Source organism: Thioalkalivibrio sp. ALE28, from assembly GCF_000377425.1.
In the GTDB taxonomy this organism is placed as follows: Bacteria; Pseudomonadota; Gammaproteobacteria; order Ectothiorhodospirales; family Ectothiorhodospiraceae; genus Thioalkalivibrio.
This window is the reverse complement of the sequence record NZ_KB898099.1, coordinates 105840-131370: the sequence shown is the minus strand read 5'-3', so window position 1 is coordinate 131370 and position 25531 is coordinate 105840. Positions and strand designations below refer to the sequence as shown.

Here is a 25531-nt window from a genome sequence, read left to right as displayed (position 1 = left end):
GGCGGGAGACTCACAGGTGGGAAAAAGTGGGAGCCGGCCATAAGCCGGGTTCTGTCGTGGACAGTCATTCATCTGGGACGTCCGTCACCGGACGCCTCGTGCAGCCTACCCGGGTGCGATGCGGGCCACACCATGCACCCCTATTTGGCCTTGCTCCGGACGGGGTTTACCCTGCCACGAACTGTTACCAGTCGCGCGGTGCGCTCTTACCGCACCATTTCACCCTTACCTGTGCCCGAAGGCCATCGGCGGTGTATTTTCTGCGGCACTTTCCGTCGGCTCGCGCCGCCCAGGTGTTACCTGGCGTCCTGCCCTGCGGAGCCCGGACTTTCCTCCACATCCGAGGATGCAGCGACTGCCCGGCCGACTCCCGCGCTCCTTGTACGCCGCCCCGCCACGGAACGCAAGGCTTTTCAGGGGCCTGGCCGCCGACGCCCCCCTTTTGTTCACCACGAAGCACACGAAGGCACGAAGAAGGGCAAGGTCAAAAGCAATGACAGGAAGGCTGGAAGGATAGAAGGGCGTTACTGCTGGCAGGATTGGCCGGACACTCATTGCTACACCGTCCGAGCCCAGTGGGTTCAACCCGCATTCATTCCTTCAAACCTTCGCGACTTCCTGTGAAGCGCCCTTGACCTTGCCCTTCTTCGTGCCTTCGTGTGCTTCGTGGTGAAAAACAGGCCTTAGCTTTGGGCGTCCTTTAGGGCCAGGGCGCGGGCGTAGACGCGGTTGCGTGGCAGGTCGGTCGCATCGGAGAGCAGGCGCGCGGCACGCTTGAGGGGGAGCTCCTGCAGCAGCGCGGTGAGCAGGCGCTCGTGTTCGGCCGCCAGCGGCTCGTCGGCCTCGCCGCCGGTTTCCGGGGCCGGCGCCGCCCCCAGGATCAGGACAAACTCGCCGCGGGTGCGGTTGGCATCCGCATCCAGCCAGGCCGGGAGGTCCGCAGCGACGCCCCGGTAGTGCTCCTCGAACTGCTTGGTCAGCTCGCGCGCCAGGAATACCTCGCGCTCGGGCGCCAGTCCGGCAAGGTCCCCGGCCGCAGCCCGGATACGATGAGACGACTCGAACACGATCGTCGTAACCGGCTGGGCCAGCAGCACCTCCAGCTGCCGCCGACGCGCCCCGGCCGCGTGCGGCAGAAAGCCCTCGAAACAGAATCGGTCGGATGGCAACCCCGCCACGGCCAGCGCCGCCAGCGGGGCGCTGGGGCCCGGAACGGCCCGCACCGGCGCGCCCACCTCCCGCGCCGCGCGCACCAGACGGAAGCCGGGATCGGACACCAGCGGCGTGCCCGCATCCGAGACCAGGGCCACCGACTCCCCCGCCTGCAATGCCTCGAGCAGCGCCGGGATTCGCTCGGCCTCGTTGTGCTCGTGCAGGCTGACCAGCGGCGTATGCACACCCAGGTGGGCCAGCAGTCCGGCGCTGTGTCGCGTATCCTCCGCGGCAATCCGCTGCACCCGGGCCAGGATCTCGCCCGCACGCGGGCTCATGTCGCCGAGATTACCAATCGGCGTGGCCACTACCCACAACGTGCCCCAGTTCGTTGACACGGCCTGATGCGCTTTCAATACTGACTCCTCATTCGCCAGGGAAACCTCGTGACCACCATCGTGCCCCGACCCCTTCATCGCGCCGGACACGCCCGGCCCCTGTCCCGCCTTGCTCTGTTGCTACTGGCCTCGGCCATTGTGGTCGGGTGCGCCACGCCGCGCCCGGACCCGGAGCCGGCCCCGGAACCCGAACCCCGCGCGGACCTGGCTGAACTCCCGCCGGAGGTCCGCGCCAGCCTGCTGCTGAGCGAAGCGCGTTCGCGCCCGGAACCCGAGACGGTCCGGGGTGCGATCGAAGCCGTCCTGGCACTGGACCCGGCGACGCCGGATCAGCTGGAGCGGGCCGACACCCTCTGGGCCGAGCTGCCCGACGCCGAACGGGACTCCCAGGCCGGCCGCCTGCTGGGCGCGCGCCTGGCGGCGGCCCAGCGTGACTGGGACCTGGCCCGCGAGCGTCTCGGGGCGGACGATCCGGACGATCCGACGCGTTCACCGGAGGTCTATCGTGAAGGCCTGTCGCTCCACGCCCGGCTGCTGGAACACGAAGGCCAATGGTATCAGGCCCTGGACGCCCGCCTGCGCCTGGACGGGCTCCTGATCATGGAGCCGGATCTGCACAGCGAGAACCAGCAGCGCCTGTGGGGTCTGCTCGCGGCCCTGCGCCCGGCCCAGCGCGAACGAGTGATCGGCAACCACCCGCCGGATGGCGATGCCTGGGTCAGCCTGTTCCGGTTGCTGCGCGGCGCCGACACGCAGGACGCAGCACGCCAGGCCGCTGGCCAGTGGCGGGAACGCCATCCCTCGCACCCGGCCAACAGCCTGCTGCCGGAGCTGCTGGCGTCCCATCCCCTGACGCCGGACGCACCGGGCGACACTCTGGTGCTCCTGCCCCTGTCGGGCGATCTCGGCGAACTCGGCAATGCGGTCCTGGACGGGGTCACCCGCGCCTACTACGCAGAGGGGGCCAGCAACGGGCGCCTGATCGTGCGCGACACTCGCGGGGAGCCGGATGCCGCGGCCGCGCTCTACCGTCGCGGCGTAGAATCGGGCGTCGCACGCATCATCGGCCCACTGCGGCGCGAATCGGTTCAGCAGGTCGCAAACAGCGACCAGGCCGTTCCATCCGTGCTGCTGAACCGGGCCGGCACCATTGTCCACGAAGCGATGACCACGCTGGCCCTGAACCCGGAAGAGGACGCCCGGGCGGTGGCCGATCGCGCCGCGCGCGCCGGCTGGCTGCACCCGCTGGTGATCCTGCCGGAGGGGGCCTTCGGCGATCGCGTGGCGAGCGCCTACCAGGCGACGCTCGCCGAGGACGACCGACGCCCACGCGACGTGATCCGGGTCCAGCCCACTGCGGGCGAACTGAACGCCACCATTGGCAATGCCCTGGGTATCCCACAAAGCGAATCCCGCATTCGCGAGGTGGCGCGCCGGACCGGGCTGGAACTGGAGGCGGATCCGCAGGTACGTGCCGATGTGGACCATCTGTTCATCGCCGGGTCGGCCCCGCAGGTGCGGCGTATCGTGCCGCACGTGCACTTTCACCGCGCGAGCCACCTGCCGATGATGGCGACGGCCCATGTCTATTCGGGCCGTCCGGATGCCAATCGCGATGCCGACCTGAACGGGATCGTGTTTCCCGACGCGCCGCGCCTGTTCGACCGGGTACGCCCGCTGGACGAAGAGGCAGACGCCGGCGACGAGGCACTGCCTCGCTTTGTCGCCCTGGGGATGGATGCGCTGCGCCTGAGCCTGCGCCAGGAAGCGGTGCGCGCCGCCCCGCATCACCAGCTGGTCGGCGCCACCGGGACCTGGGGACTGAACCCGTTCAATCACGAATGGGTGCGGGAACCGGCCTGGGCGCGCTTCGAGCGCGGCGAACCCCGGCGCATCGACCTCCCCGCCGGAGGCTCCTGAGTGTTTCGCCCGGGCGTCTCGGGGCAGGCCGCCGAGGACCGGGCCGCCGCCTACCTCGAGACGCGCGGCCTGGAGATCCGGGCGCGCAACGTCCGCCGTCCGTATGGCGAGCTCGACCTCGTCGCCCAGGAGGGCGACACGCTGGTGCTGGTGGAGGTACGCAAGCGCAGCCACCCGGGATTCGGCGGCGGCGCGGAGAGCATCGACCGACGCAAGCAGGCGCGCCTGCTCCGGGTCGCCGAGGCCTATTTGCAGGAGCATGCCTGGAACGGGCCGGTGCGTTTCGATGTCATGACCCTGGATGGCCGCGACCGGATCGAGTGGCTGCAGGACGCCATCCAGGCACCCACCGATTAAACCGGCTCCCTTGAATCCAAAGCCCGCCCCATGACTCCACTGACCCGCGAACTGGAACAACTGCTGGCACCCGGCGATCGGCTACTCGATCCGGCGGACTGCTGGACGTATGGCGCGGACAACTCGAAGCTCCACGCGGTGCCCGACGCGGTGGCCTTCCCGCGCGACGCGGATACCGTGCGCGAGCTGGTACGGCTGTGCCGGCGCCTGGGCGTCGCCCTCACCTGCCGCGGACGCGGGACGGGCACCACGGGTGCCGCAGTGCCGGATCACGGGGGGCTGGTGGTGTCCTTCGAGCACATGAACCGCATCCTCGAGGTGGACCCGGACAATCGCTGGCTGATCGCGGAACCCGGCGTCACCAACGGCGAAATCCAGGAGGCCGCGGGACGCCATGGCTTCTTCTGGCCACCGGATCCGACCAGCAGCGCCTACTGCACCCTGGGCGGCAACCTGGCGTACAACTCCGCGGGGCCGCATGCGGTGAAGTACGGCACCCCGAGAGACAACACCCTGGGCCTCGCTGGCGTCGCCGGAACCGGGGAGGCCTTCCGCACCGGGGTCCACACCACCAAGGGCGTCGTGGGCTACGACCTCACCCGGCTGCTGATCGGCTCCGAGGGCACGCTGGCCGTGATCACGGAGGCCACGCTGCGCCTCACCCCCAGGCCGGAGGCGACCCGCCTGATCCAGGCGGTATATCGCGATGTCGGCGGCGCTGCCCGCGCCGTCTCGCGCCTGATGGCCCGAGCGGAAGTCCCCTCGGCACTGGAATTCATGGACCACTCCGCCATTGCCATGATTCGAGACTATGATCCGGACTGCCCCCTGCCCGCGGACGCCGGCGCCATCCTGATGATCGAAACGGATGGCACCGAGGCCGGTATCGACGCCACCACCGCCGGCGTGCGCGCCGCGGCCGAGGGCCCCGGTTGCCTGGAGACCCACAGCGCCGACACCCCCGAGGCGGCACAGGCCCTGTGGGCCGTACGCAAGGCCCTGTCCCCGGCGCTGCGGACCGTGGCGCCGAAGAAGATCAACGAGGACGTGGTCGTGCCGGTCTCGCGCATCCCCGAGCTGATCGCGGGCCTGGACCGCCTGGCGACGGAGCACGCGATCAAGATCGTGAATTTCGGCCATGCCGGCAACGGCAACATCCACGTGAACCTGCTGGTCAACCCGGACGATCCGCAGGAGCTGGCGGCGGCCGAACGCTGCCTCGACGGGGTCTTTACGCTGGTCCTGGCGCTCGGCGGCACCCTGTCCGGCGAACACGGCATCGGGCTGGTCAAGCGGCCCTATGTGGCGCGCGAGCTGGACCCGGTGGCACTGGGGCTGATGGCGGGCATCAAGCGCGAGTTCGATCCCGACAACATCCTCAACCCCGGCAAGGCACCCGGCCCGGCCTGAGGCTACGCCCCCTTCGTCCGGCACACATCCCCGGAAAAGAAACGGGCCCCATACGGGGCCCTGCGCACTACTTGACGACCTTGAGCGACGGCCCCTTGCGCCTGGGCGCCGGGGCATCCTCTCCGCCCCCGCCATCACCGGACCCATCCGGCGGCGCGCCTGGACCATCGTCCTCGGGGCCGGGCCCCGGCTCACTGCCGAACATCATGCCCTGCCCGTTCTCGCGGGCGTAGACCGCCAGGACCGCTGGCATCGGCACAAACACATCCATCGGGTTGCCGGCGAAGCGGGCCGAGAAGGCCACGGCGTCGTCCCCGATATTCAGCGCCTGTACCGCGGAGGGACCAACGTTCAGGGTGATCTTGCCCTGATCCACAAAGGCCTCGGGCACGACCACACCCTCGACCGTGGCGTCGACCAGGATATGCGGCGTGAAGCCGTTATCCGTGACCCACTCCCACAGCGCACGGAGCAGATAGGGGCGCGACGAAGTCACAGGCGCAGCTCGCGCTCGGCCTCGGTCAGACTCACCTGGAAAGACTCGCGCTTGCACACACGGTCGGCGTATTCCTGGATCGCCTGCGGCAGCGAGGCCAGGTCGATACCGACCGCCGGAAGCCGCCACATCACGGGCGCGATGGCACAGTCAACGATGGAGAACTCGTCACTCAGGAAGTACGGCTTGAGTTCGAAGATCTCCGCCGAGCTCACCAGGCTCTCGCGCAGGATCTTGCGCGCCTTGGTCAACCCCGAGCCGGAGGCCTTGTAGACCGCGTCCAGCCCCTCGTACCAGTCGCGTTCCACGCGATAAAGCGCCAGCCGCGCGGCCGCCCGCGAAACCGGATCCACCGGCATCAACGGCGGATGCGGAAAACGCTCGTCCAGGTATTCGGTGATGACATGCGTCCCGTACAGGGCCAGATCGCGATCCACCAGGGTCGGGACCTCGTTGTACGGATTCAGATCGGAGAGATCCTCGGGCAGCTCGTCCGGCCCGAGATTCACGACATCCACGGCGATGTCCTTCTCCGCGAGGATGATGCGCACCCGGTGGCAGCGCACACAGTCGTGAGCAGAAAACAGGGTCATAACGGAACGACGGTTGGCGACCAGCGCCATGGCTTTCTCCCTAGCCCGGCCAGGCACGAGGCCACGCCGGGCAGACGGTCAATAACACCGGCGCGCGATCATCCCTGATCGGTGCGCCGGCGACGGTTCAGGCCGCCTAGTGTACGTCTTTCCAGTACTCCTTTTTCAAGAAGTAGGCCAGAATCGTGAAGATCCCGAGGAAAATCAGGACGTACAGGCCGATCCGCTGGCGGTCCAGCTGCATCGGCTCGCCCATGTAGGAGAGGTAGGTGACGATGTCGCGCACGGCGCGGTCGTATTCGCTGGGCGTCATGCTACCGGAGCGCACCAACTCGAGACGCTCGTTGCCGTCCTCGTCGACAACCTTCTCCTGCCACCCCTGGAGCTCCCACAGCACGTGCGGCATGCCGACGTTGCTGAACACGGTATTGTTCGCGCCCAGCGGACGCGACTCATCCACATAGAAGCTCTTCAGGAAGGTGTAGACCCAGTCCTCGCCATGGATGCGGGTGGTCATGGTCAGGTCGGGCGGGACCACGCCGAAGGCCTCTTCGCCGTAATCGTCGCTCATGGCGTTCTTCATCAGCGAACCCACACCGACCGGATCACCGGCTTCGTCGGTCATGAAGATGAAGTTCTCTTCCATGTGCTGCTCGGTGAGCCCGATATCCCGCGCGACGCGGTTGTAGCGCATGTACTCCGTGGAGTGGCAACCCATGCAGTAGTTCATGAACAGGTTGGCACCGCGCTGCAGCGAGGCCTCATTGGTCACGTCAATATTGGCCTTCTCCAGGTCACCGTCGTACCCGGCCGCCGAGGCGGCCGGGACGGTGAACAGGGCCGCAGCGGCCAGGAACGTAGTTGCAATCAGCGTTTTCATTACGAAGTCACCCTTTCCGGAACGGCACGGTCACGGCCCAGGCCACGCGCAAAGGCGGGGGCCACCATGGTCACGAACAGATACACGGTCGGAATCAGCCAGGACCACATGATCAGACTCGCGTCACTCGGATCGAAACGCAGGATGTCGTAGATCGTGTAGATGCCCACCACCACGGCGAAGGCGATCAGGCTGAAGACCGCGGAGCGTTCCTTGCTGAGGAACCACAGCAGGAAGAAGAACGCGAAGTAGACCGTAGAGAAGCGCAGGCTCATCTCGCTCACTTCCGTGGTGGCCTGCTGCAGACCCAGCCAGCCGAGGATCACGAAGGCCACCACGAACACCGCCAGGTTGAACTTGGCCGCGAACGAGCGGTAGCGCATCGACAGTACCGGATTGCGATCCAGCCACGGGATGAAGAACAGCATCACCACCGCAAGGCCCATCGCGACCACGCCGAGGAACGGATCCGGCACGGATCGCAGCACCGAATACATCGAGGTGAAGTACCACACCGGCGGGATGAGATCCGGGGTGACCAGCGGGTCGGCCGGGATCATGTTGTCCGGCTTCAGGAACAGGCCGCCACCGGTCGGGAAGAAGAACATGATCACGGCAAAGACCATCAGGAACACGCCGACACCGACCAGATCCTTCACGGAGTAGTACGGGTGGAACGGGATGCCATCCTTCGGGATGCCGTTCTCGTCCTTGTTTTCCTTGATGTTGATGCCGTCCGGGTTGTTGGAGCCCACTTCGTGCAGCGCAATGATGTGCGCGGCCACCAGCATGATCAGCACCAGCGGCAGGGCAATCACGTGCAGCGCGAAGAAGCGGTTCAGCGTGGCATCGGAGAGCAGGAAGTCACCGCGAATCCAGGTCACCAGGTCCGGCCCGATGTACGGGATGGTCTGGAACAGGTTCACGATCACCTGCGCGCCCCAGTAGGACATCTGGCCCCACGGCAGCAGGTAGCCGGCGAAGGCCTCGGCCATCAGCACCAGGTAGATCAGCACACCGAAGATCCAGATCAGCTCGCGCGGCTTCTTGTAGGAGCCGTACAGCAGCGCCCGGAACATGTGCAGATAGACGACCACGAAGAACATCGAGGCGCCGGTGGAATGCATGTAGCGGATCAGCCAGCCCCACTCCACGTCGCGCATGATGTACTCGACCGACGCGAACGCGAGTTCCGCATCGGGCTTGTAGAACATGGTCAGGAAGATGCCGGAGACGATCTGGATGACCAGCACCAGCAGCGCCAGGGAGCCGAAGAAATACCAGAAGTTGAAGTTCTTCGGCGCGTAGTACTGCGCCAGATGCTCGTTCCACATCTGGGAGAGCGGGAAGCGGGCATCGACCCAGCCCAGCAGACCGCCCTGGATCTTGGTATCAGGATTGCTGGCCATTTAGATCGCCTCCCCGTCTTCGTCTTCACCAATGACAAGCAAGGTGTCCGTGCGGTACATGTGGCGCGGGATCACCAGGTTGGTCGCCGCCGGCATGTTGCGATACACGCGGCCGGCCAGGTCGAAGCGGGAGCCGTGGCAGCCGCACAGCCAGCCACCCTGCCAGTCGGAACCCATCTCGGGGTCGCCGATCTCCGGGCGGTAGGTGGGCGAGCAGCCCAGATGGGTGCAGATGCCGATCACGACCAGGAACTCGGGATTGCGCGAACGGTGCTCGTTCTGCGCGTATTCCGGCTGCTGGCTCTCGACCTCGGACTCCGGATCACGCAGACGGTCGGTCACCTCGGACAAACCGGCGATCATCTCTTCGGTGCGTCGCACGACCCAGATGGGCTGGCCGCGCCATTCGACGCTGACACGCTGGCCCGGCTCGACAGCGGACACGTCGAACTCGACAGGGGCCCCGGCCGCCTGAGCGCGCGCGCTGGGCTGCAAGGACGCCAGGAACGGGGCCGCGACAGCGGCGACCCCGGCTCCGCCTACGACAGATGTCGCGGCGACGAGGAACCGGCGCCGGCCTCGGTTTACGCCTTGGTTTGCCATGTTTGTCTCTCCAAACAACGTGTTGAAATCGTATTCCCGCAGCCACGCAACCAAGGCGCAGCCTGAACGCGAGGGGCCTTGGCCGCACGCGCGAATACCCATCTGGGCGGGCTGTAAAATCCGATAGAATTCCCGAACACGCTAATAAGGTCAAGTAGATTACTGCCTTAAGACCGAGCATTGCGCTTGGTCACGCGCGTCGAAAACCTACATAACCAACTGATTACAGACGGGCGCGGACGGGGTGTCCGGCACGCCCCCAAAGCGAACAGGCTGCACTGCAATCTCGCACGCAGTCGCGTGCGGGCGGGATCACCCCCGCTCAGGCGGGATTGTCGATCTCGATAAACTGGTGTTCGAGACCGAAGCGCTCCGCGCACCACTGGCCCAGGGCCGGGGCCCCGTAGCGCTCGGTCGCATGATGTCCGGCAGCGAAGTAGTGCACCCCCAGCTCGCGCGCCTCGTGGGTGGTCTGCTCGGAGATCTCGCCACTGATGTAGGCATCCACTCCCTGTGCCGCGGCCTCGGTAAGCAGGGACTGGGCCCCGCCGGTACACCAGGCGATGCGGCGGATGGGATGGTCACCGGCCTCCACGCACAGCGCCTCGCGCCCCAGCACGTTGCTGATATGCGCCTGCATGTCGGGCGCCGACATCACCCGCGCCGGGCTCCCCACCTGGCCGACGCCGTCCTCGCGCAGCACACCGTCGATCGCGAATCCCAGGCGCCCGGCCAACTGGGTGTTGTTGCCAAGCACCGGGTGGGCATCCAGCGGCAGGTGGAAGGCGACCAGGTTAATGTCATGCGCCAGCAGCAGGCGCATGCGCTCGCGCTTCATGCCGGTCACCTCCTGCGGTTCGCCCTTCCAGAAGTACCCGTGGTGCACCAGGATCAGGTCGGCCCCGGCCTCCACCGCCGCCTCCACCAGCGCCAGGGAGGCGGTCACCCCGCTGACGATCCGACGGATCTCGCGGCGCCCCTCCACCTGCAGACCATTCGGGCAGTAATCGCGGAAACGCTCCGGCTCGAGCTCCGCATTCAGTGCCTGCATCAGTTCATCGCGATTGACCACGGCGGGATCCCCTGTTGAACGCTGATTCGGTATATTCGACATATGGTGAATTTCTCTCGCTTTCTGCTGCAAGCCGCGCTGACCGGCATTGCCCTGGCCGTGGTGATCGCGGTGTTCTTCCCCGAGATCCTCGGCCGCGACGAATCCGGCGCCGATCTGCAGGTCGCCGAACCCGTGCCGGCCCCGGGCGCCACGGGTGCGCCGGCCAGCTACGCCGACGGCGTACGCCGCGCCGCACCCGCGGTCGTCAACATCATGACCTCGCGCACCATCGACCGGCCCTCCGGCCTCGGCCTGCATGAATTCTTCGGCCAGCCCCTTCCGCCGGGTGAACAGGAGCAGTCCAGCCTCGGTTCCGGGGTCATCATGACCGAACAGGGGCACATCCTCACCAATCACCACGTGATCGAGGAGGCTGATGCCATTGCCATCATGCTCCCCGGCGGCGAGGCCCACCCCGCCGAGATCATCGGCATCGATCCGGATACCGACCTTGCCGTTCTGCGCGTGCGCGCGCCGGGGCTCGGTGTGGCCACGGTGGGGCACTCCAGCGACCTGCGGGTGGGCGACGTCGTGCTCGCCATCGGCAACCCCTTCGGCGTCGGCCAGACGGTGACCCAGGGGATCGTCTCCGCCACCGGGCGCAACCAGCTCGGGATCAACACCTTCGAGGACTTCATCCAGACCGACGCGGCGATCAATCCGGGCAATTCCGGCGGCGCGCTGATCAATGCGCGCGGCGAGGTCGTCGGCATCAACACCGCGATCTTCTCGCGCTCCGGCGGCTCCCACGGCATCGGCTTCGCGATCCCGGTGGATCTGGCGCGCAGCGTGATGACCGAGATCATCGAACAGGGCTATGTCGCCCGCGGCTGGCTGGGGATCGAGGTCCAGGCGATGAACCGCGAACTGGCCGAATCCTTCGGCCTGGACACGCCGCGCGGCGTGCTGGTCGCCGGCATCCTGCGCGAGGGGCCTGCGGAAGAAGCTGGAATCCGACCGGGGGACATCATCACCCACCTGGACGGCAGCAGCGTGAACACCCCGCGAGAAGCGCTCAACGTGATCGCCCGCACCTCGCCCGGCGCGACCCTGGACATCCGTGTCCAGCGCGAGGGCGAGGACGTCGAACTCGCCGCCACGGTCGCCCAGCGACCCATCTGACGCCGAACCGCTAGCGCCCGCGTCGCCTATCCACCGGCCGGCGAACTGACCGTGGTCAGTACCGCGGTCAGCAGCAGGATCGACCCGACCAGACCGCCCTCCAGCGCGATACTGCGGCGCAGCCGCCCGGGGGCCCCGGGTTCGCCGCGCTCGAACGCCGGCACCAGCCGCCACTTGTTCGCGGCGGCCAGCAGCAGGAGCAATCCGACGATCAGGACCTTGCCGATCAGGAACTGCCCATAGCCCGTGGTGAGCAATGGCGTGACACCGCCCAGCAGCAAGGCCGCCAGCACCACACCGGCCAGCACCAGCAGCCCGACCCCGAACACCGCCACCTGGCCAAAACGCGCCAGGATGCGCGCGGCATCACAACCCGCCGGCGGGTGCCCCGCCAGGCGATACAGCGGCCACAACGAACCGACCCAGAAGGCCGCAGTCAGCAGATGCAGCACCAGCAGCCCTCCCAGCAGGACGCGCGGCTCGTCCACCGTGTGCCCGACCTGCACGAAGGCGAGCATCACCAGCAATACGCCGGCAAGGCTGAGACCGTAGCCCAGCCCCGGCAACCGACGGGCATCCAGCAGGATCGCCTGCACCAGCAACAAACCGCTCACAGCCAGCACCAGCCGGGTTCCCTGCGCCCCCTCGAACACCAAGCCGAGCAGCATGGGGTCGAAGGCAGCCGCACCATTGCTACCCCCGAGGTATCCGGCCTGCAGCGGCCACTGGACCAGGGCCAGTACGATCGCGACCCAGGCCGCGATCGCACCCATGCGGCTGGCCGCCCGGCGATCCGGATCAGGCAGATCCGGAAACGCCAGGCGAAACAGCACCGCCCCGGCCGCCAGCAGGGCACCGGCATAGAACCCGGCCACCACCAGCATCATGGCGACCGTCCAGGCATCCACACCGGCAAGCGCAGACAGCCAGGCCACGGCTCAGTCCTCCACCGTGAAGCGGAAGCTCCCGGACATCATGTGGCCGTCACGGGCCAGACCACGCCAGCGCACCTCGTAGCGCCCCGGTTCCAGATCACCGGCCGGACGCACATGGTACTCCTCGGTCGGATCACTGCCCGGCTCGTTCTCCAGGGACACGCGGCCCTGCGGGCCGATCACGTCGAACTGGGTGATGCGCATCGCGCCATCGAAGTGAATCCCGATCTCCTCCGGGGTGCCCTGCACCGTGGAGCCATCCTCCGGGACCTGTCCCATTTCGCCCTCGTGGGCCAGCAGGGGGCTGGCGAAGGCCAGCAGCAGGGCCGCAAGGGCGGAACGCAGGATATTGCGGTTACCAATCGTCATCATGTCGTCCTCAAGTTGTTCAAGTGCAGTCGTGTCGTGTCGGAATCCGCCGGCCACAGGCCACCGGGGGCCGCCTTGCGGCGGTCCCGGTGCCCGCACCGGTGGAAACTCAGTGGTTGTGGCCTCCGTGGCCGTTATGTCCTCCATGCCCCCCGTGGCCGCCATGGCCTCCGTGCCCGCCATGCGCATCGCGGCTGGGGGTCGGGAGCCCGTCGGAATCCGCACCCGCGACCTTGCCGCGGCGCACCGGATTGCCGAAATCCGGATCGCGGCTCACGCGGCGGGCCACCTCCCCGTCCGGGTGCCAGTACCAGCCGGGATCGCGGAAGTCCCCGGGCTCCAGGTCGTCGCGCACCTTGATCAGGGTGAACATGCCGCCCATGCCGATGTTGCCGAACGGCCCCTGGCCCATCCCCATCGGCAGGGTGTTCTCCGGCCCGCGCATGTGGCCGCCGTCGGTGTGGTCCTGGTGATCCGCCATGCCGTGTTCGCCCATGGCCATATAGCCGGGCAGCAGCGTACGGATCTCCTCCTCGAGGCCGGACTGGTCCACACCCAGGGTGTTGGCGATGCCGTGCCCCATCGGGTTCATGGTGTGGTGGGACATGTGGCAATGGAATGCCCAGTCACCCGGTGGCGCGACGAACTCGATATCGCGGGTCTGGCCGACCGCGACGATCTCCGTGGTCTCCTTGCGCCACTGGTTGCGCGGCCAGCGCCCGCCATCGGAGCCGGTCACCTCGAACGACACCCCGTGCACGTGCATCGGGTGGTTCCACATCGACAGGTTGCCCATGCGGATGCGCACGCGCTCGCCCGTTTTCGCCACCAGCGAGTCGATGGCAGGGAACACCTTGGAATTCATCGACCACAGGTCGAAGTCCACCATGATCGACGGGTCCGGCGCGCGCGTGCCCGGGTGCAGCCCCCAGTTGTGCAGCAGGATCGCGTAGTCGCGGTCCACCGGCTCGATCTCGCCGTCCTTCGGGTGGATGATGAACATCCCCATCATCCCCATCGCCATCTGCACCATCTCGTCGGCGTGCGGGTGGTACATGTGCGTACCGTGCTGGTTCAGCTCGAACTCGTAGACGAAGGTCTCCCCCGGATGGATCGGCGGCTGGGTCACGCCCTTCACCCCGTCCATGCCCGAGGGCAGATGGATGCCGTGCCAGTGCACCGAGGTGTATTCCGGCAGGCGGTTGGTCACGTAGATGCGAACCTTGTCGCCCTCCACCGCCTCGATGGTCGGCCCCGGCGTGGTGCCGTTGTAGCCCCAGCACTTCGCCACCGAACCGGGCGCGAACTCGTGCTCGATCTCCTCGGCGACCAGATGGAACTCCTTCACGCCGTTGTTCATTTCGTACGGCAGGGTCCAGCCGTTCGGCGTGTGCACCGGCATGTAGCCCTGTTCGGTGCGTTCGCCGGGCGTGGCATCGCCCTCGTTGTGGTGCTCGTGACCCGTTTCGGCCATCACCCGGGTCAGGGTGGTTGCCGGCAGCATTGCCGCACCGGCGGCCAGCAGGAAGTTACGCCGTTTCATCAGTGATGCCCTCCGTGACCGTCGTCGCCGTGGTCACCGTGATCGTCATGGTCATGATCTCCGTGATCTCCGTGATCTCCGTGATCTCCGTGATCTCCGTGATCTCCGTGATCTCCGTGATCTCCGTGATCCCCGTGATCCCCGTGATCCCCGTGATCCCCGTGATCCCCGTGATCCCCGTGATCCCCGTGGTCCCCGTGGTCCCCGTGGTCCCCGTGACCGCCGTGACCGCCGTGACCGCCATGGTCTCCGTGATCCATCTCGGACGGGTCATGCTCGAGCGCGTCGGTTTCGAGATAGCCCTCGTGACCCGGCGCCCCGCCCGGCAGCTCGCCGGCCACCGTAAAGGCCAGATCCACCCGGGCCCGCCAGTAGTCACCCAGCGCGGCCACGGCCCGCTGCCAGTCGGCCAGCTCTTCCTGCTTGGTCACCAGCAGGTCGAAGACATCGTCGAACATGAAGTTCACGCGCTCCTGCACGCGCTCCAGTTCGATCTCCCGGGCCGGCAGCAATTCATAGCGCTTGGTGCTGAACTTGTCGCGGTGATGGGCCAGCCGCACGAAGTGCTGGTGCACATCGGCGGTCACCGCCTGCTCCAGCTTGGCCCGCCGGGCCTCACCGTCCTCCAGCCGCGCCTCGGCCCGGGCGATGCCGGCCTGGTTCTGGTTGAAGATCGGCAGGGTGAAGGAGATGCCACCGCCCCACAGGCGGGTGCCGTCCGTCTCGCGTTCGAACTCGATACCGGGCTCGATGTCACCCAGCCAGCGATAGCGCCGCACCAGGGCCACGCCCTCGGTGAGCCCCTCCAGGGCATGGTCCAGGGCCCGCAGGTCCAGACGCTGCTCCAGCGCCTGCTCGACCAGGGCATCGCGATCCTCCACACCGGCCAGCGGCAGTGGCAGCTTGCCGGGGACCTCCCAGCCATCCACCTGGCCGGGCAGCCCCATCAGGTGGGCCAGGCGCAGACGGGTTTCGCGCTCGCGCTGCCGCGCATCCTCGAGCTTCAGCCGGGCCTCGGCCGCACGGATGCGCAGCTGTACCCGCTTCAGGTCGGGGATGTTGCCGGCGTCATAGAAGCGCTCGCCCAGCAGCGAGCCGAGATCCGCGGCGCGGGTCTCCAGCGCCTGCACCTGCGCCCGCTGGCGCGCGGCCACCGCGTCATACCAGGCACGCTCGGTGTCCGAGGCCAGGGCCACCATGCCTTCGGCCAGCTGCAGACGTGTGGACTCCCAGTGGGCCTCGGCAATGTCCTGACGCGCACTGCGCATCAGCAGGCCGGAAATCCCCCAGGCCAGGCCGACCCCCGTCTCGTTGCCGCCACCGCCCTCGGGGCGCATCACCGACAGCGACAGGGTGGGATTGGAAAACTGGGCGGCCTCGACCACGTCGGCGGCCGTCAGATCCAGCTTGGCGTAGGCCTGCTGCATGCGCGGGTTGCGCCACAGGGCCTGATGAATGGCCTCCTCGAGCGTCAGCTCGCCGGAGGGGCGGGGCATCTCCGACTCGGGCAGGTCGATCCCCTGCACCGAGATGTCCTCCGCCAGTTCGGAGCGGTCCAGCTCGGGCGCAGTGACCGCGCAACCGGCGAGGAACAGCACCGATACGACGGGGAGCAGCAATCGGGTTGCTCGCATCGTGAAAATCTCCTTGATCGGACTTCGATTCCGCATCCCGCGCGAACGCGCGACACGGCCTTGCCGTCCGCCAGTGCCGAGTGGAACCCGGATATACGGACAGCCCCGGCGCTCGGGCCGGTACAGTCAGATCAGGAGAGGATCGGGGGTCGGTATAACGCGGCCGCAGGCGGGCCGCTCTGGAAGGAATACAGGCGCATGGCCTGCGTGACCGGGGTCAGCAGGTGCATGCCGGTGATGGACGGCATGCCCTGGCAGTGGCTGCAGGCCGAGCAACTCGCCAGACAGGCGCCATCCAGGCAATCCGCGTGCACGATCACCCCGCTGGCGTCAGAGGAATCGGATGCTTCATGGGCGTGGTCGCCGCCATGCCGAGTATCGGCGGGATCGTCCTGCGCATGGTGATCATGGTGGTCGCCGTGCGCGTGATCATGCGCATGGGCACGCGGATCATCATGAGCCGCGTGATCCGCTGGCTGGTCACCCTTCGACTGGGCCCCGTGCATCGCATGCCCGGCGTGACTGCCTCCCTCGCTCGCGACCGCCGCAAGCGCCGGCAGGCCGGCAATCGCCAGCACCAGCATCCAGCACAGCAGTCGATGGAAGACCCGTTTCACGTCGGTCAAACCTCATGTCGAGGGGCGTCGCGCCCCGATAACCGGCCAACACGCTACCATAACCAACAGCCCCTGTAGGAGCGTGCTTGCACGCGAATGCTCCTGCCCGCGTCCGACTTTGGCGGGGGCTTCGCGTGCAAGCACGCTCCTACGGTCACGCCCGGCGCGCGATCGGCGAGAGGGCTGGCCGCCTACGCCAGCGCGCGCTCGATCACGTCGCGCAGGTCGCGCGAGACTTCGAGTGCGGCGAGGCGCTCGAGTTCCGCGCGCATCTGCTTGCCGCGCGCGGTGTCCACCTTGCGCCAGCGCGTCAGCGGCTGGGCCAGGCGCGCGGCGGTCTGCGGGTTCATCGCGTCCAGCTTCTCGACAAAGCCGCCCATGCGGCGATAGCCCTCGCCGTCTTCCTGGTGGAAGTGGCGTTCGTTGCGGGCCATGAACGGCCCGAGCACCGCGCGCACCCGGTTCGGGTTGGTCCAGCGGAACCCGGGGTGCTCCAGCAGCGCCTCCAGGCGCTCGAAGCCTCCGGGGACCTGGCTGCCGGCCTGCAGACCGAAGTACTTGTCCAGCACCAGCGGGTCGTCGCGGTAGCGCTGCTCGAAGTCCGTCAGCAGCACCTCGCGGGCCTCGTGATCCAGCTCGTTCACCGCGTTCAGCGCACCCATGCGCATGGTCATGCTGCGCGCCTTCTGGTACTGCGCCAGGGCCTCGGGCACCGCGGCCTGGTCGCGGGCCGCCACACGCAGCGCCAGCAGACGGTTGCGCAGCTGGCGCAGGCCCATCGCCTCGGCGGTGAAGGCACCATTGTCCACGTCGTCCAGCTTCGGCTGGATCTGCTGCATCGCGCCGGTCAGCGGGGCATAGAGGCGCTTCTCCAGGTCGTCGCGCTCCATGCGCAGGCGCACCGGATCGACGCGCTCGAACAACTCGGCCAGCTCGCGCGTGGGCGGCAGCTGCAGGATGGTCGCCAGCAGCACCGGCTCGATCGCCGGATCCTCGATCAGGGCGTGCAGGGCGTGCTCGATGGCGGCCTCCAGCGCGGAGTCGGCGGCGTCGTGCTCGATGCGCGCACGGATGGCGCGACGGAACAGGGTCTGCGCGGCCTCCCAGCGGGCGAAGGCATCATCGTCATGCGCCAGCAGGTGCGCCAGTTCGTCCACGCCCTGGTTGGCGTTCAGGATCACCGGGGCGGAGAAGCCGCGTAGCCAGGAGATCGCGGCCACCTCGGCGGACAGGTCCTCGAAGCAGAAGGTGTGCTCGGCGGCGTCCAGCTCCAGCACCCATTCGTCGCGCGCGGCTTCGTCGCCGTCCCGGCGCGCGCGGATGCGCTGGCCGTCGGCATCGAGAAAGGCCATGCGCACCGGGATCACCACCGGCTCCTTGTGCGCCTGGCCCGGGGTCGGCGGGGTCTCCTGCGCGAGTGTGATACGGGCCGGTCCGCCGGGGCCGTCGAACGCGGTGCCTGCGGTCACATGCGGCGTGCCGGCCTGGGTATACCAGCGCTTGAAGCGGGAGAGATCGCGCCCGCTGGCCTCGGCCATCACCGCGACAAAGTCGTCCGTCGTCACGGCCTGGCCGTCGAAGCGCTCGAAGTAAACATCCAGCCCGCGGCGGAAGACCTCGCGCCCGATCAGGGTGCGCAGCATGCGGATCAGCTCCGCGCCCTTCTCGTAGACGGTCAGGGTGTAGAAGTTGTTGATCTCGGCGTAGTGATCCGGACGCACCGGGTGCGCCAACGGGCCCGCGTCCTCCGGGAACTGGAAGGCGCGCAGCATGGCGACATCGTCGATGCGCTTGACGCCGAACAGGGTGCAGTCGGTGGTGAATTCCTGGTCGCGGAAGACCGTGAGCCCTTCCTTGAGTGACAGCTGGAACCAGTCGCGGCAGGTCACGCGGTTGCCCGACCAGTTATGGAAATACTCGTGGGCGATCACCGACTCGATGGCGACAAAGTCACTGTCGGTGGCGGTGTCGGGGCTGGCGAGCACGTACTTGGCGTTGAACAGGTTCAGCCCCTTGTTCTCCATCGCCCCCATGTTGAAGTCGTCCACCGCGACGATCATGTACACGTCCAGGTCGTATTCGCGGCCGAAGGCCTCCTCGTCATAGCGCATCGCGCGCTTCAGCGAGGCCAGCGCGTGATCGCAGCGATCGGCGTTGTGCGCCTCCACAAACAGCTCCAGCGCGACCTCGCGCCCGGACATGGTGGTGAAGGTGTCGCGCTGGCAGGCCAGATCCCCGGCGACCAGCGCAAACAGGTACGACGGCTTGGGGAACGGGTCCTCCCACACCGCGTAGTGGCGCCCGCCGTCCAGCTCGCCGGCCTCCACGCGGTTGCCGTTGGCCAGCAGCACCGGGTACTGCGCCCGGTCCGCTTCCAGGCGCACGCGGTAGGTGGTCAGCACATCCGGACGATCGGGGAAGAACGTGATGCGGCGAAAGCCCTCCGGCTCGCACTGGGTACACAGCATGCCGCTGGAGGCGTACAGGCCCTCCAGCGCGGTGTTCTGCTCCGGGTGGCAGCGGCTGACGATCTCCAGCCGCGCCGCCTCCGGCAGGCCGTGCAGCAGCAGGCCCTCGGCGTCCTGCTCCAGCAGGCCCTCGCCCGGCTCCGCGCCATCCACCGTCAGCGACGCCAGCTCCACACCATCGCCGTACAGCCGCAGCGCCCCGTTCGGCTCCGCCGCCTGCGGGTTGCGGCGCACCGCCATGCGCGTGGTCACCTCGGTGGTCGCCGCGTCCAGCTCAAAGTCCAGCTCCAGGCTCTCCACCACAAACGCCGGCGGCTGGTAATCGCTCAGATAAACCGCCTGGGGACTCGCATCACGCATTCCAAACTCCAAATCATCAATAACCGTTCAACACGTATCACGCCCACGCGGTCCATACCCCAAACCCGGACAAGGACCCCGTCATTGCGAGGCCCCGCAGGGGCCGTGGCAACCTCCATCCGCACCCCCCACGCTTCTCCGTCCCGGCCCGGGCCACCCCCACAGATCGCCACGTCGCTACGCTCCTCGCGATGACGCCGATTATTCCCCCGTCATTGCGAGGAGCGCAGCGACGAAGCAATCTGCCGGCCCGAAACCACCGGAGCCCTCGAATCCACCGCGCTGCCAGCCGCAGGAGATTACTTCACCGCCTTCGGCGCCTCGCAATGACGGCGCCGGGGATCTGGCGCTGCGTGTCCAATCCGTTAGCATACCGCGCATGGAATGGATCGATATCTGCTTCAACCTCACCCACGAATCCTTCAACAAGGAACGCTCCGAGGTCCTCGAGCGCGCCCGCGAGGCCGGCGTCTCCTGGATGCTGATCACCGGCGCCGACGCCCACCAGAGCGAGAAGTGCCTGGAGATCGCCGACCAGTACCCGGACTGCTGCCGCGCCACCCTGGGCGTACACCCGCACCTGGCCAGACAGTGGACCGACGCGATCGCCGCGCGGTTCAGTGACCTCGCCCGCGCGGACGCCAACGTCGTCGCCATGGGCGAGATGGGGCTGGACTACAACCGCGACCACTCGCCGCGCCCGCAGCAGCGCATCGCCTTCGAGGCCCAGCTGGAGCTGGCCGCCGATCTCGGCCTGCCGGTGTTCCTGCACGAGCGCGACGCCCACGACGACTTCGCTCAGATCCTGCGCCGCTGGCGCGACAAGCTGCCGGCCGCCGTGGTGCACTGCTTTACCGGCGAGGCCGACGCCCTGGCCGAATACCTCGACCTCGACTGCCACATCGGCATCACCGGCTGGGTCTGCGACGAACGCCGCGGCACCCACCTGCACCCGCTGGTCCCGCGCATCCCGCGTGGCCGCCTGATGATCGAGACCGACGCCCCCTACCTCCTGCCGCGCACCCTGCCCAAGGGCAGCGGCAAGAAGATCGGCAACGGCCGGCGCAACGAGCCCGCCTTCCTGCCCCACATCGGCGAATACGTGGCCCAGCTGCGCGACGAGACCCCGGAAGACCTCGCCACCCACACCACCGCCACCGCCCGCGCCTTCTACAACCTCCCCGAAACCGCCGACGCCTGAGAGCAGCGATGCTGCCGATCGTCGAGCGGTGGCGCCGTGAGCAACATTCAGCGCATTGTCATGGCCTGCAAGGGCGCGCAGGATGGTTGGTCCGATAGCGATTCGTGTGAGGAAGTGCGTATGAAGACTTCGGTGATTCTGACGGTGATCGGGCCGGACCGGCCGGGGCTGGTGAGCGCGGTGGCAGCACGGGCGCGAACGTCGGGCGGCAACTGGCTGGAAAGCCGGATGTCGCAACTGGCCGGGCAGTTTGCCGGGGTGGTACTGCTGGAGGTGGATACCGAGAATGCGGACGCGCTGGAGGCGGCGCTGCGCGAACTGGAGGGTGACGGGCTGCAATTACATGTCCAGCGGGGCAGCGAGCTGCCGCCAGCGGCGCGGCATCCCGTGGTGCTGGACCTGATCGGACACGACCGGCCGGGAATCGTGCAGGACATTACCGCCGTGCTCTCGCGCCACGGCGTGAGTGTCGAGACGCTGGAGACGGCCTGCGAGCCGGGCTCGATGACCGGCGAGCCGATGTTCCGCGCAAAGGCCCGCCTGGGCGTGCCGGAAGGCCTGGACCTGCACACGCTGCAGGACGACCTGGAGGCCCTGGCCAACGAGTTGATGGTCGACCTCGAACTCCACGACCCGCTGCAGGAACCACCCGAGGCCGTAGCCTGACCGCCGCCCGACACAGGTAGGCAACATCCTGCAACCGTAGGGTGCCGTTGAGCGCAGCGAAACGCACCACTCCCCGCTCGGTGCATCCCCCGATGCGATTCGCTTCGCTCATCGCATCCTGCGACGTGGCGACGGGCAGACCCCGTTCCAATCAGGGTGCTGCGCGGTGGCGGCGGGCGGCGTCGAGGCGGCGGACGAAGTCCTGCATCAGGGTGGTGTAGAGGGTCTCGCCGAGGACCTTGTCCTCGATGCCGGCGTCGAGGTTGGGGTTGTCGTTGACCTCGATGACCATCACGCCGCGCGGGGTCTGCTTGAGATCGACGCCGTAGAGGCCATTGCCGATCAGGTTGGCGGCCTTGACGGCCGTCTTGACCACGGCGGCGGGCACGTCCGCCAGTGCCAGTGTGCGGAAGCCGCCCTCGCGCGGGCCGCCCTTGGCGTCGTGGTTGACGATCTGCCAGTGCTTGCGCGACATCAGGTACTGCGAGGCGTACAGCGGCTGGCGGTTGAGCACGCCGATGCGCCAGTCGAACTCGGTGTAGACGAACTCCTGGGCGAGGATCAGATCGCTCTCCTTCAGCAGCCGCCGGGCGATGGATTCCAGCTCGGCGCGGTCGTTCGCCTTGAATACGCCGCGCGAGAAGCTGCCGTCCGGGATCTTGAGCACCACGGGATAGCCGATCTGCTCCTCCGCGCGCAGGATGGTCTCGCGGTTGAGGATTACGGTCTTTGGCGTCGGCACGCGATGGGCGGCCAGGCGCTCGGCCAGATAGACCTTGTTGGTGCAGCGCAGGATGGAGTCGGCGTCATCGATCACCACCATGCCCTCGGCCTCGGCCTTGCGCGCGAAGCGATAGGTGTAGTGGTCGATGGCGGTGGTCTCGCGGATGAACAGGGCGTCGAACTCCGCCAGCCGTGGCAGATCGCGCGCCTGGATCAGCTCGACATCCATCCCCTGCTCCTGCCCGGCGCGGGCGAAGCGCTTGAGCGTGGCCGGCGTGGACGGGGCCATGGCCTCGTCCGGGTTGTGCAGAATGGCCAGCTCGTAGCGCGCGCTGCGTGCCCCGCGGCGCCGCCGCCAGGGCTTGGAGAGGTAACGCTCCAGCGCGGCGAAGAAGGCCGGCTCCTGCTCGGGTTCCAGCGTGTTCAGCGCGAATGGGCGCAGGGCGTGGATCTGCCAGCGGCCCTGAAGCCGGAACTCCACCCGGAACATCGGCGCGGGGAACAGGGCGAACAGCTGGCCGGCGATCTCCTGCAGCGCCGGCTCGTCGCACTGGCCGAACAGCACGGTCAGCTCCAGGCGCTCGGGCTGCGCGCCCTGGCGGCTGCGGCCCAGAACGCGTGCCACGCGCTCGTCCAGCTCCTCGGTATCCAGGCTGTAGATGGACTTGCGCGACAGGTCCTGCAGGGTGCGTACGCTGGGGATCACCCGGTTCCCGCGCGCCTCCGCCAGCAGCGAGCCGTAGTACCCGGCGGACAGGTAACGCTGGCTGCGGCACAGGTTGATCACACGCAGGATGGCCGGGTCGTCGGCGGCCGGGCCGCGCAGGTAGTCGTCGATGGCCATGACCGGCAGGTCGGGGAAGTGCGGCTTCCAGTCCGCCCGGCGCTCGACCAGGATGCGGTGCTCAGGCATGCGCGCCCTCCGCCGTACGGCGCGGGCCGACGATCACCGCCGCCTGCAGCCCCGCGCGGCCGTAGCGCGCCATGCGCTCGAAGTCCGCACGCGCGATCGGCATGTTCACCGAGTCCACCGCGCGCTCCCCTTGCTCCACGTCCACGAACGGGTCATGCACGTAGACAAAGCGCTCGTCGAAGCCCGTCACCGTGACCCAGTGCGGGAAGCGCTCGGCATACAGCCGCACGCTGCTGATCAGCACCACCGGCACCCCGCCCTCGGCAAAGCGCGCCTCCAGCTGGGATACGTTCACCGGACCGTGCACCACCGGCACCCCCAGCTGTTCCAGCTCCTCGACCATGTCCTCCTGCACCAGCTGCATCACCTCCTTCTTCTCCGCGCTGCGCACGGAATCCGCGAACGCCACGCCGCGATCGCGCACCAGCAGTTCCACCTCGAACCCGCGATAGGCGGCCGCCAGCGCGAGCCCGTACGGCCCGCAACCGCCGTGGCCCGAGGTCATAAAAATCGTGGTGGCATCCCGCCACAGGCGCAGCTCCAGGCGCCGGTCCAGCTTCAGCGCCGGGTCCACCGCGCGCATCGCCATCATCAGCGCGGCCGGGCCGCAGGTGAACTCCAGCGTCTGCGCGTAGTAGGGCGCGCGCACCAGCGCCGGATCGGGGCCGGTCGCCAGCGACTTCTGCAGCCGCAGCGCATCCATGTGGTCCTCGTAGTAATCGTCGATGGTGCCGAAGTCGCGATAGCCGAGCCCGCGGAACAGGGCCAGGCTGGTCGCATTGTCGCGCCGCACCTCCAGGCGCAGATCGGTCCGCCCGTGCTGGCGCGCCGCGTCTTCCGCCGCCTCCACCAGACGCCGGCCCAGCCCCTGGCCGCGCGCCCGCGCGCTGACCGCAATCGAGTACAGCCGTGCCAGCGAAGTACCGCGGCTGAACAGCAGCATCACGTAGCCGAGCAAGCCCTCCCCGCCGGCATCCTCCGCCACCAGCGTGACCGCATGCCCACGCGTGAGCAGGTAGCGAAACTGCCGCCGCGAGATGCGATCGATCTCGAACGCCGCATCTTCCAGCGCGACTAGCGCCTCCAGATCCTCCAGCGTGGCCGGACGGATCAAGGCCGATTCTGCGGCGGGCGCAACCCGTTGCTTGACCTGCTGGCTCACGCTCCTCTCCCGGCGGCGGCCCGATCTCCATCGTAGCGCAACCACCGGGCGCCAATAGCCCGCTCCAGCAGGAATATTTGCCGACGGCAAGACCCCGGCTAACGCAGTGCCCCGGACAGTTCGTCCAGGCCGCCGATGGTGGCCGTGGGCTCCCCGCCCCAGGGGTCGAAAAGACCCTGCCGCGCACGGTCGAGCCAGACCGTGCGTATGCTCGCAGCCTGCGCGCCGATCACGTCAAAGGGGTTGCCCGAGATCAACCACGCATCCGTGGGCGAGGCATTGGCCCGCTGCAGGAAATGCCGGTACACGCGCGGGTCCGGCTTGAAGCAACCGATCTCGTCCACGCTGACGAGATCCTCGAAGCGATCCTCCAGGCCGGCGTTCCGCAGCAGCCCGCTGACCGTCTCAGTGGTCCCGTTGGAGAACGCGAACAGACGGTGTCCCTCCGCCCGCAACTCGTCCAGGGCCGACCCCGCATCGGCGAAGGCCGGGAGCTCTCGATAGCACCGCAACAGCTCCGCCTCCTGCTCCGCTTCAAGCGCGATACCCAGTGCCTCGCAGCAGTACCGCAGCGCCTGCTCGGTGCAGGTATCGAAATCCGCGTACGCCCCCATCAGCCCGCGCCGGAAGGTGTACTCCAGCTGCTTCTCGCGCCAGGCCCGCGCCAGCACCGGCGCCCGCTCGCCCATCCACCCTTCGAGCGTCGCCGTAACCCCCTGGGTATCGATCAGCGTCCCGTACACATCAAACGCCAGCGTCTGCCGCATAGCCCCTCCCGGATGTAACCACCAAACCGCCATCTCGCACTACCGGCCGCAAGATGCCAGTATGAGAATTCCGCTTGCGCCGGTCATCGCCCCCCAGCGATACCAGGAAGATGGTGACATGAAGATCAAAGACCTTATTGACGAAGCCGAGTCCCTGCCCGTGGAAGAGCGCGCTCTGGTGGTCGATTCCCTCCTGCGCAGCCTGAACCCGCCCGATGCGGGCGTGGACCGCAAATGGGCGGAGGTCTCGCGGAAGCGCCTGGAAGAGATCCGCTCGGGCACAGTCGAAGCGATTCCGGGCGAACAGGTCTTCGAGAGGATATGGAGCCGGTTTGAACGATGAGTTTTCGCTTTCACCCGGAAGCGGAGCAAGAACTCACCGAGGCCGTTCAGTACTACGAAGAAATCGAGCCCGGCCTCGGGAACGATTTTGCAGTTGAAGTGTTTGCAGCGGTGCAACGCGCCATCGCCTACCCGCGTGCCTGGACCGTTCTGGAGGGCGAAGTGCGGCGCTCATTCGTGAAGCGGTTTCCGTACGGGGTTCTCTACGCAGAAGAGGACGGGGGCATCCTGATTCTCGCGGTCATGCACCTGCATCGCCACCCGGATTACTGGAAGGAACGCACACGGGAAGGCTGATGACTGCCCCCCCAGACAGCGGCAGCCATGCGGCTGGCCAAGGATCTGGACATGCGGGTACGACACGGCACACTGAGTGC

24 protein-coding genes and 1 other RNA gene are annotated in these 25531 nt (G+C 67.7%); 8 read left to right on the top strand and 17 right to left on the bottom strand.

The window, feature by feature from the left end:
• Positions 1-25 precede the first annotated feature (25 nt).
• Together rnpB and rsmI are read right to left on the bottom strand one after the other, a co-directional pair.
• An RNA gene (rnpB, locus tag D105_RS14350) (RNase P RNA component class A) lies at positions 26-371 on the bottom strand.
• Positions 372-683: 312 nt separating this feature from the next.
• Positions 684-1520: a 16S rRNA (cytidine(1402)-2'-O)-methyltransferase gene (gene rsmI, locus D105_RS0108665; protein WP_018876483.1), complete on the bottom strand. Its 837-nt coding sequence runs from the start codon at positions 1518-1520 to the stop codon at positions 684-686.
• A 78-nt stretch (positions 1521-1598) separates the two neighbouring features.
• Between rsmI and D105_RS0108660 the strand changes: the two genes are divergently transcribed.
• Genes D105_RS0108660 through D105_RS0108650 form a run of 3 tightly spaced genes read left to right on the top strand, consistent with a single transcriptional unit; the run spans position 1599 to position 5237 of the window.
• On the top strand, positions 1599-3470 hold the full coding sequence (locus D105_RS0108660; RefSeq protein WP_038032855.1) for a penicillin-binding protein activator: 1872 nt from the start codon (positions 1599-1601) through the stop codon (positions 3468-3470).
• Positions 3471-3827 carry a YraN family protein gene (locus D105_RS0108655; RefSeq protein ID WP_018878160.1) on the top strand — a complete coding sequence of 119 codons (357 nt, stop codon included), beginning with the start codon at positions 3471-3473 and terminating at the stop codon, positions 3825-3827.
• Between the two features lie 30 nt (positions 3828-3857).
• Complete coding sequence (locus D105_RS0108650) at positions 3858-5237, top strand: FAD-binding oxidoreductase (protein ID WP_018865640.1); 1380 nt, start codon at positions 3858-3860, stop codon at positions 5235-5237.
• Positions 5238-5304: 67 nt separating this feature from the next.
• Here the strand turns inward: D105_RS0108650 and D105_RS0108645 are convergent, their stop codons facing one another.
• The 6 genes from D105_RS0108645 to D105_RS0108620 form a co-directional block, all read right to left on the bottom strand.
• Entirely contained in the window at positions 5305-5733 is a 429-nt protein-coding gene (locus tag D105_RS0108645) for a ClpXP protease specificity-enhancing factor (protein ID WP_018878159.1), read from the bottom strand.
• Positions 5730-6356 carry a glutathione S-transferase N-terminal domain-containing protein gene (locus D105_RS0108640; RefSeq protein ID WP_017942770.1) on the bottom strand — a complete coding sequence of 209 codons (627 nt, stop codon included), beginning with the start codon at positions 6354-6356 and terminating at the stop codon, positions 5730-5732. Before D105_RS0108640 ends, D105_RS0108645 begins: the two co-directional genes overlap by 4 nt.
• A gap of 106 nt (positions 6357-6462) precedes the next feature.
• The gene (locus D105_RS0108635; RefSeq protein WP_018878158.1) at positions 6463-7206 is read right to left on the bottom strand and encodes a cytochrome c1; all 744 of its coding nucleotides are present in this window, start codon (positions 7204-7206) and stop codon (positions 6463-6465) included.
• Positions 7206-8615 carry a cytochrome b N-terminal domain-containing protein gene (locus D105_RS0108630; RefSeq protein WP_018865637.1) on the bottom strand — a complete coding sequence of 470 codons (1410 nt, stop codon included), beginning with the start codon at positions 8613-8615 and terminating at the stop codon, positions 7206-7208. The genes D105_RS0108635 and D105_RS0108630 overlap by 1 nt, the downstream gene beginning before the upstream one ends.
• Positions 8616-9218 carry a ubiquinol-cytochrome c reductase iron-sulfur subunit gene (petA, locus tag D105_RS0108625; RefSeq protein WP_026279149.1) on the bottom strand — a complete coding sequence of 201 codons (603 nt, stop codon included), beginning with the start codon at positions 9216-9218 and terminating at the stop codon, positions 8616-8618.
• Between the two features lie 322 nt (positions 9219-9540).
• The gene (locus tag D105_RS0108620; protein WP_018865635.1) at positions 9541-10290 is read right to left on the bottom strand and encodes a Nif3-like dinuclear metal center hexameric protein; all 750 of its coding nucleotides are present in this window, start codon (positions 10288-10290) and stop codon (positions 9541-9543) included.
• Between the two features lie 42 nt (positions 10291-10332).
• Here D105_RS0108620 and D105_RS0108615 point away from each other — a divergent pair, with 42 nt between their 5' ends.
• Positions 10333-11454: a S1C family serine protease gene (locus tag D105_RS0108615; protein WP_018865634.1), complete on the top strand. Its 1122-nt coding sequence runs from the start codon at positions 10333-10335 to the stop codon at positions 11452-11454.
• Between the two features lie 26 nt (positions 11455-11480).
• Here the strand turns inward: D105_RS0108615 and D105_RS0108610 are convergent, their stop codons facing one another.
• The 6 genes from D105_RS0108610 to pepN all read right to left on the bottom strand — a co-directional run bounded on the left by D105_RS0108610 (position 11481) and on the right by pepN (position 19380).
• Positions 11481-12389, bottom strand: a complete 909-nt coding sequence (locus tag D105_RS0108610) for a copper resistance D family protein (RefSeq protein ID WP_018878156.1) — start codon at positions 12387-12389, stop codon at positions 11481-11483.
• Positions 12390-12392: 3 nt separating this feature from the next.
• Positions 12393-12761, bottom strand: coding sequence for a copper resistance CopC family protein (locus D105_RS0108605; RefSeq protein WP_018876491.1), 369 nt, complete (start codon positions 12759-12761; stop codon positions 12393-12395).
• Between the two features lie 106 nt (positions 12762-12867).
• Complete coding sequence (locus tag D105_RS0108600; protein ID WP_018878155.1) at positions 12868-14301, bottom strand: multicopper oxidase family protein; 1434 nt, start codon at positions 14299-14301, stop codon at positions 12868-12870.
• Complete coding sequence (locus D105_RS0108595) at positions 14301-15920, bottom strand: TolC family protein (protein WP_018878154.1); 1620 nt, start codon at positions 15918-15920, stop codon at positions 14301-14303. Before D105_RS0108595 ends, D105_RS0108600 begins: the two co-directional genes overlap by 1 nt.
• Before the next feature lie 146 nt (positions 15921-16066).
• A complete protein-coding gene (locus D105_RS0108590) occupies positions 16067-16519 on the bottom strand; it encodes a hypothetical protein (protein ID WP_051075166.1) in 453 nt (150 codons plus the stop codon).
• Positions 16520-16743: 224 nt separating this feature from the next.
• Entirely contained in the window at positions 16744-19380 is a 2637-nt protein-coding gene (pepN, locus tag D105_RS0108585) for an aminopeptidase N (RefSeq protein ID WP_018878151.1), read from the bottom strand.
• A gap of 379 nt (positions 19381-19759) precedes the next feature.
• Between pepN and D105_RS0108580 the strand changes: the two genes are divergently transcribed.
• Positions 19760-20581 (top strand): TatD family hydrolase, encoded by an 822-nt coding sequence (locus tag D105_RS0108580; RefSeq protein ID WP_018878150.1) that lies wholly within the window; start codon positions 19760-19762, stop codon positions 20579-20581.
• Positions 20582-20701: 120 nt separating this feature from the next.
• Entirely contained in the window at positions 20702-21247 is a 546-nt protein-coding gene (locus D105_RS0108575; protein ID WP_018878149.1) for a glycine cleavage system protein R, read from the top strand.
• A 151-nt stretch (positions 21248-21398) separates the two neighbouring features.
• Here the strand turns inward: D105_RS0108575 and D105_RS0108570 are convergent, their stop codons facing one another.
• The 3 genes from D105_RS0108570 to D105_RS0108560 all read right to left on the bottom strand — a co-directional run bounded on the left by D105_RS0108570 (position 21399) and on the right by D105_RS0108560 (position 24812).
• Positions 21399-22883: a RimK family protein gene (locus tag D105_RS0108570; protein WP_018878148.1), complete on the bottom strand. Its 1485-nt coding sequence runs from the start codon at positions 22881-22883 to the stop codon at positions 21399-21401.
• Positions 22876-24045 (bottom strand): GNAT family N-acetyltransferase/peptidase C39 family protein, encoded by a 1170-nt coding sequence (locus D105_RS0108565; protein WP_018878147.1) that lies wholly within the window; start codon positions 24043-24045, stop codon positions 22876-22878. Before D105_RS0108565 ends, D105_RS0108570 begins: the two co-directional genes overlap by 8 nt.
• Positions 24046-24143: 98 nt before the next feature.
• Positions 24144-24812 (bottom strand): haloacid dehalogenase type II, encoded by a 669-nt coding sequence (locus D105_RS0108560; protein ID WP_018878146.1) that lies wholly within the window; start codon positions 24810-24812, stop codon positions 24144-24146.
• Positions 24813-24930: 118 nt separating this feature from the next.
• On the opposite strand from D105_RS0108560, the gene D105_RS0108555 reads away from it, so the two are divergent.
• Together D105_RS0108555 and D105_RS0108550 are read left to right on the top strand one after the other, a co-directional pair.
• Positions 24931-25155 (top strand): addiction module protein, encoded by a 225-nt coding sequence (locus D105_RS0108555; RefSeq protein ID WP_018138966.1) that lies wholly within the window; start codon positions 24931-24933, stop codon positions 25153-25155.
• On the top strand, positions 25152-25451 hold the full coding sequence (locus tag D105_RS0108550; RefSeq protein WP_018138965.1) for a type II toxin-antitoxin system RelE/ParE family toxin: 300 nt from the start codon (positions 25152-25154) through the stop codon (positions 25449-25451). The genes D105_RS0108555 and D105_RS0108550 overlap by 4 nt, the downstream gene beginning before the upstream one ends.
• Positions 25452-25531 lie beyond the last annotated feature (80 nt).

Coding starts and splice junctions, on each gene's coding strand:
- D105_RS0108550 (WP_018138965.1), top strand. CDS start 25,152: ATGAGTTTTCGCTTTCACCCGGAAGCGGAGCAAGAACTCACCGAGGCC.
- D105_RS0108555 (WP_018138966.1), top strand. CDS start 24,931: ATGAAGATCAAAGACCTTATTGACGAAGCCGAGTCCCTGCCCGTGGAA.
- D105_RS0108600 (WP_018878155.1), bottom strand. CDS start 14,301: ATGAAACGGCGTAACTTCCTGCTGGCCGCCGGTGCGGCAATGCTGCCG.
- pepN (WP_018878151.1), bottom strand. CDS start 19,380: ATGCGTGATGCGAGTCCCCAGGCGGTTTATCTGAGCGATTACCAGCCG.
- D105_RS0108560 (WP_018878146.1), bottom strand. CDS start 24,812: ATGCGGCAGACGCTGGCGTTTGATGTGTACGGGACGCTGATCGATACC.
- D105_RS0108570 (WP_018878148.1), bottom strand. CDS start 22,883: ATGCCTGAGCACCGCATCCTGGTCGAGCGCCGGGCGGACTGGAAGCCG.
- D105_RS0108650 (WP_018865640.1), top strand. CDS start 3,858: ATGACTCCACTGACCCGCGAACTGGAACAACTGCTGGCACCCGGCGAT.
- D105_RS0108615 (WP_018865634.1), top strand. CDS start 10,333: ATGGTGAATTTCTCTCGCTTTCTGCTGCAAGCCGCGCTGACCGGCATT.
- D105_RS0108635 (WP_018878158.1), bottom strand. CDS start 7,206: ATGAAAACGCTGATTGCAACTACGTTCCTGGCCGCTGCGGCCCTGTTC.
- D105_RS0108640 (WP_017942770.1), bottom strand. CDS start 6,356: ATGGCGCTGGTCGCCAACCGTCGTTCCGTTATGACCCTGTTTTCTGCT.
- D105_RS0108590 (WP_051075166.1), bottom strand. CDS start 16,519: ATGCTGGTGCTGGCGATTGCCGGCCTGCCGGCGCTTGCGGCGGTCGCG.
- D105_RS0108630 (WP_018865637.1), bottom strand. CDS start 8,615: ATGGCCAGCAATCCTGATACCAAGATCCAGGGCGGTCTGCTGGGCTGG.
- D105_RS0108575 (WP_018878149.1), top strand. CDS start 20,702: ATGAAGACTTCGGTGATTCTGACGGTGATCGGGCCGGACCGGCCGGGG.
- D105_RS0108580 (WP_018878150.1), top strand. CDS start 19,760: ATGGAATGGATCGATATCTGCTTCAACCTCACCCACGAATCCTTCAAC.
- D105_RS0108605 (WP_018876491.1), bottom strand. CDS start 12,761: ATGATGACGATTGGTAACCGCAATATCCTGCGTTCCGCCCTTGCGGCC.
- petA (WP_026279149.1), bottom strand. CDS start 9,218: ATGGCAAACCAAGGCGTAAACCGAGGCCGGCGCCGGTTCCTCGTCGCC.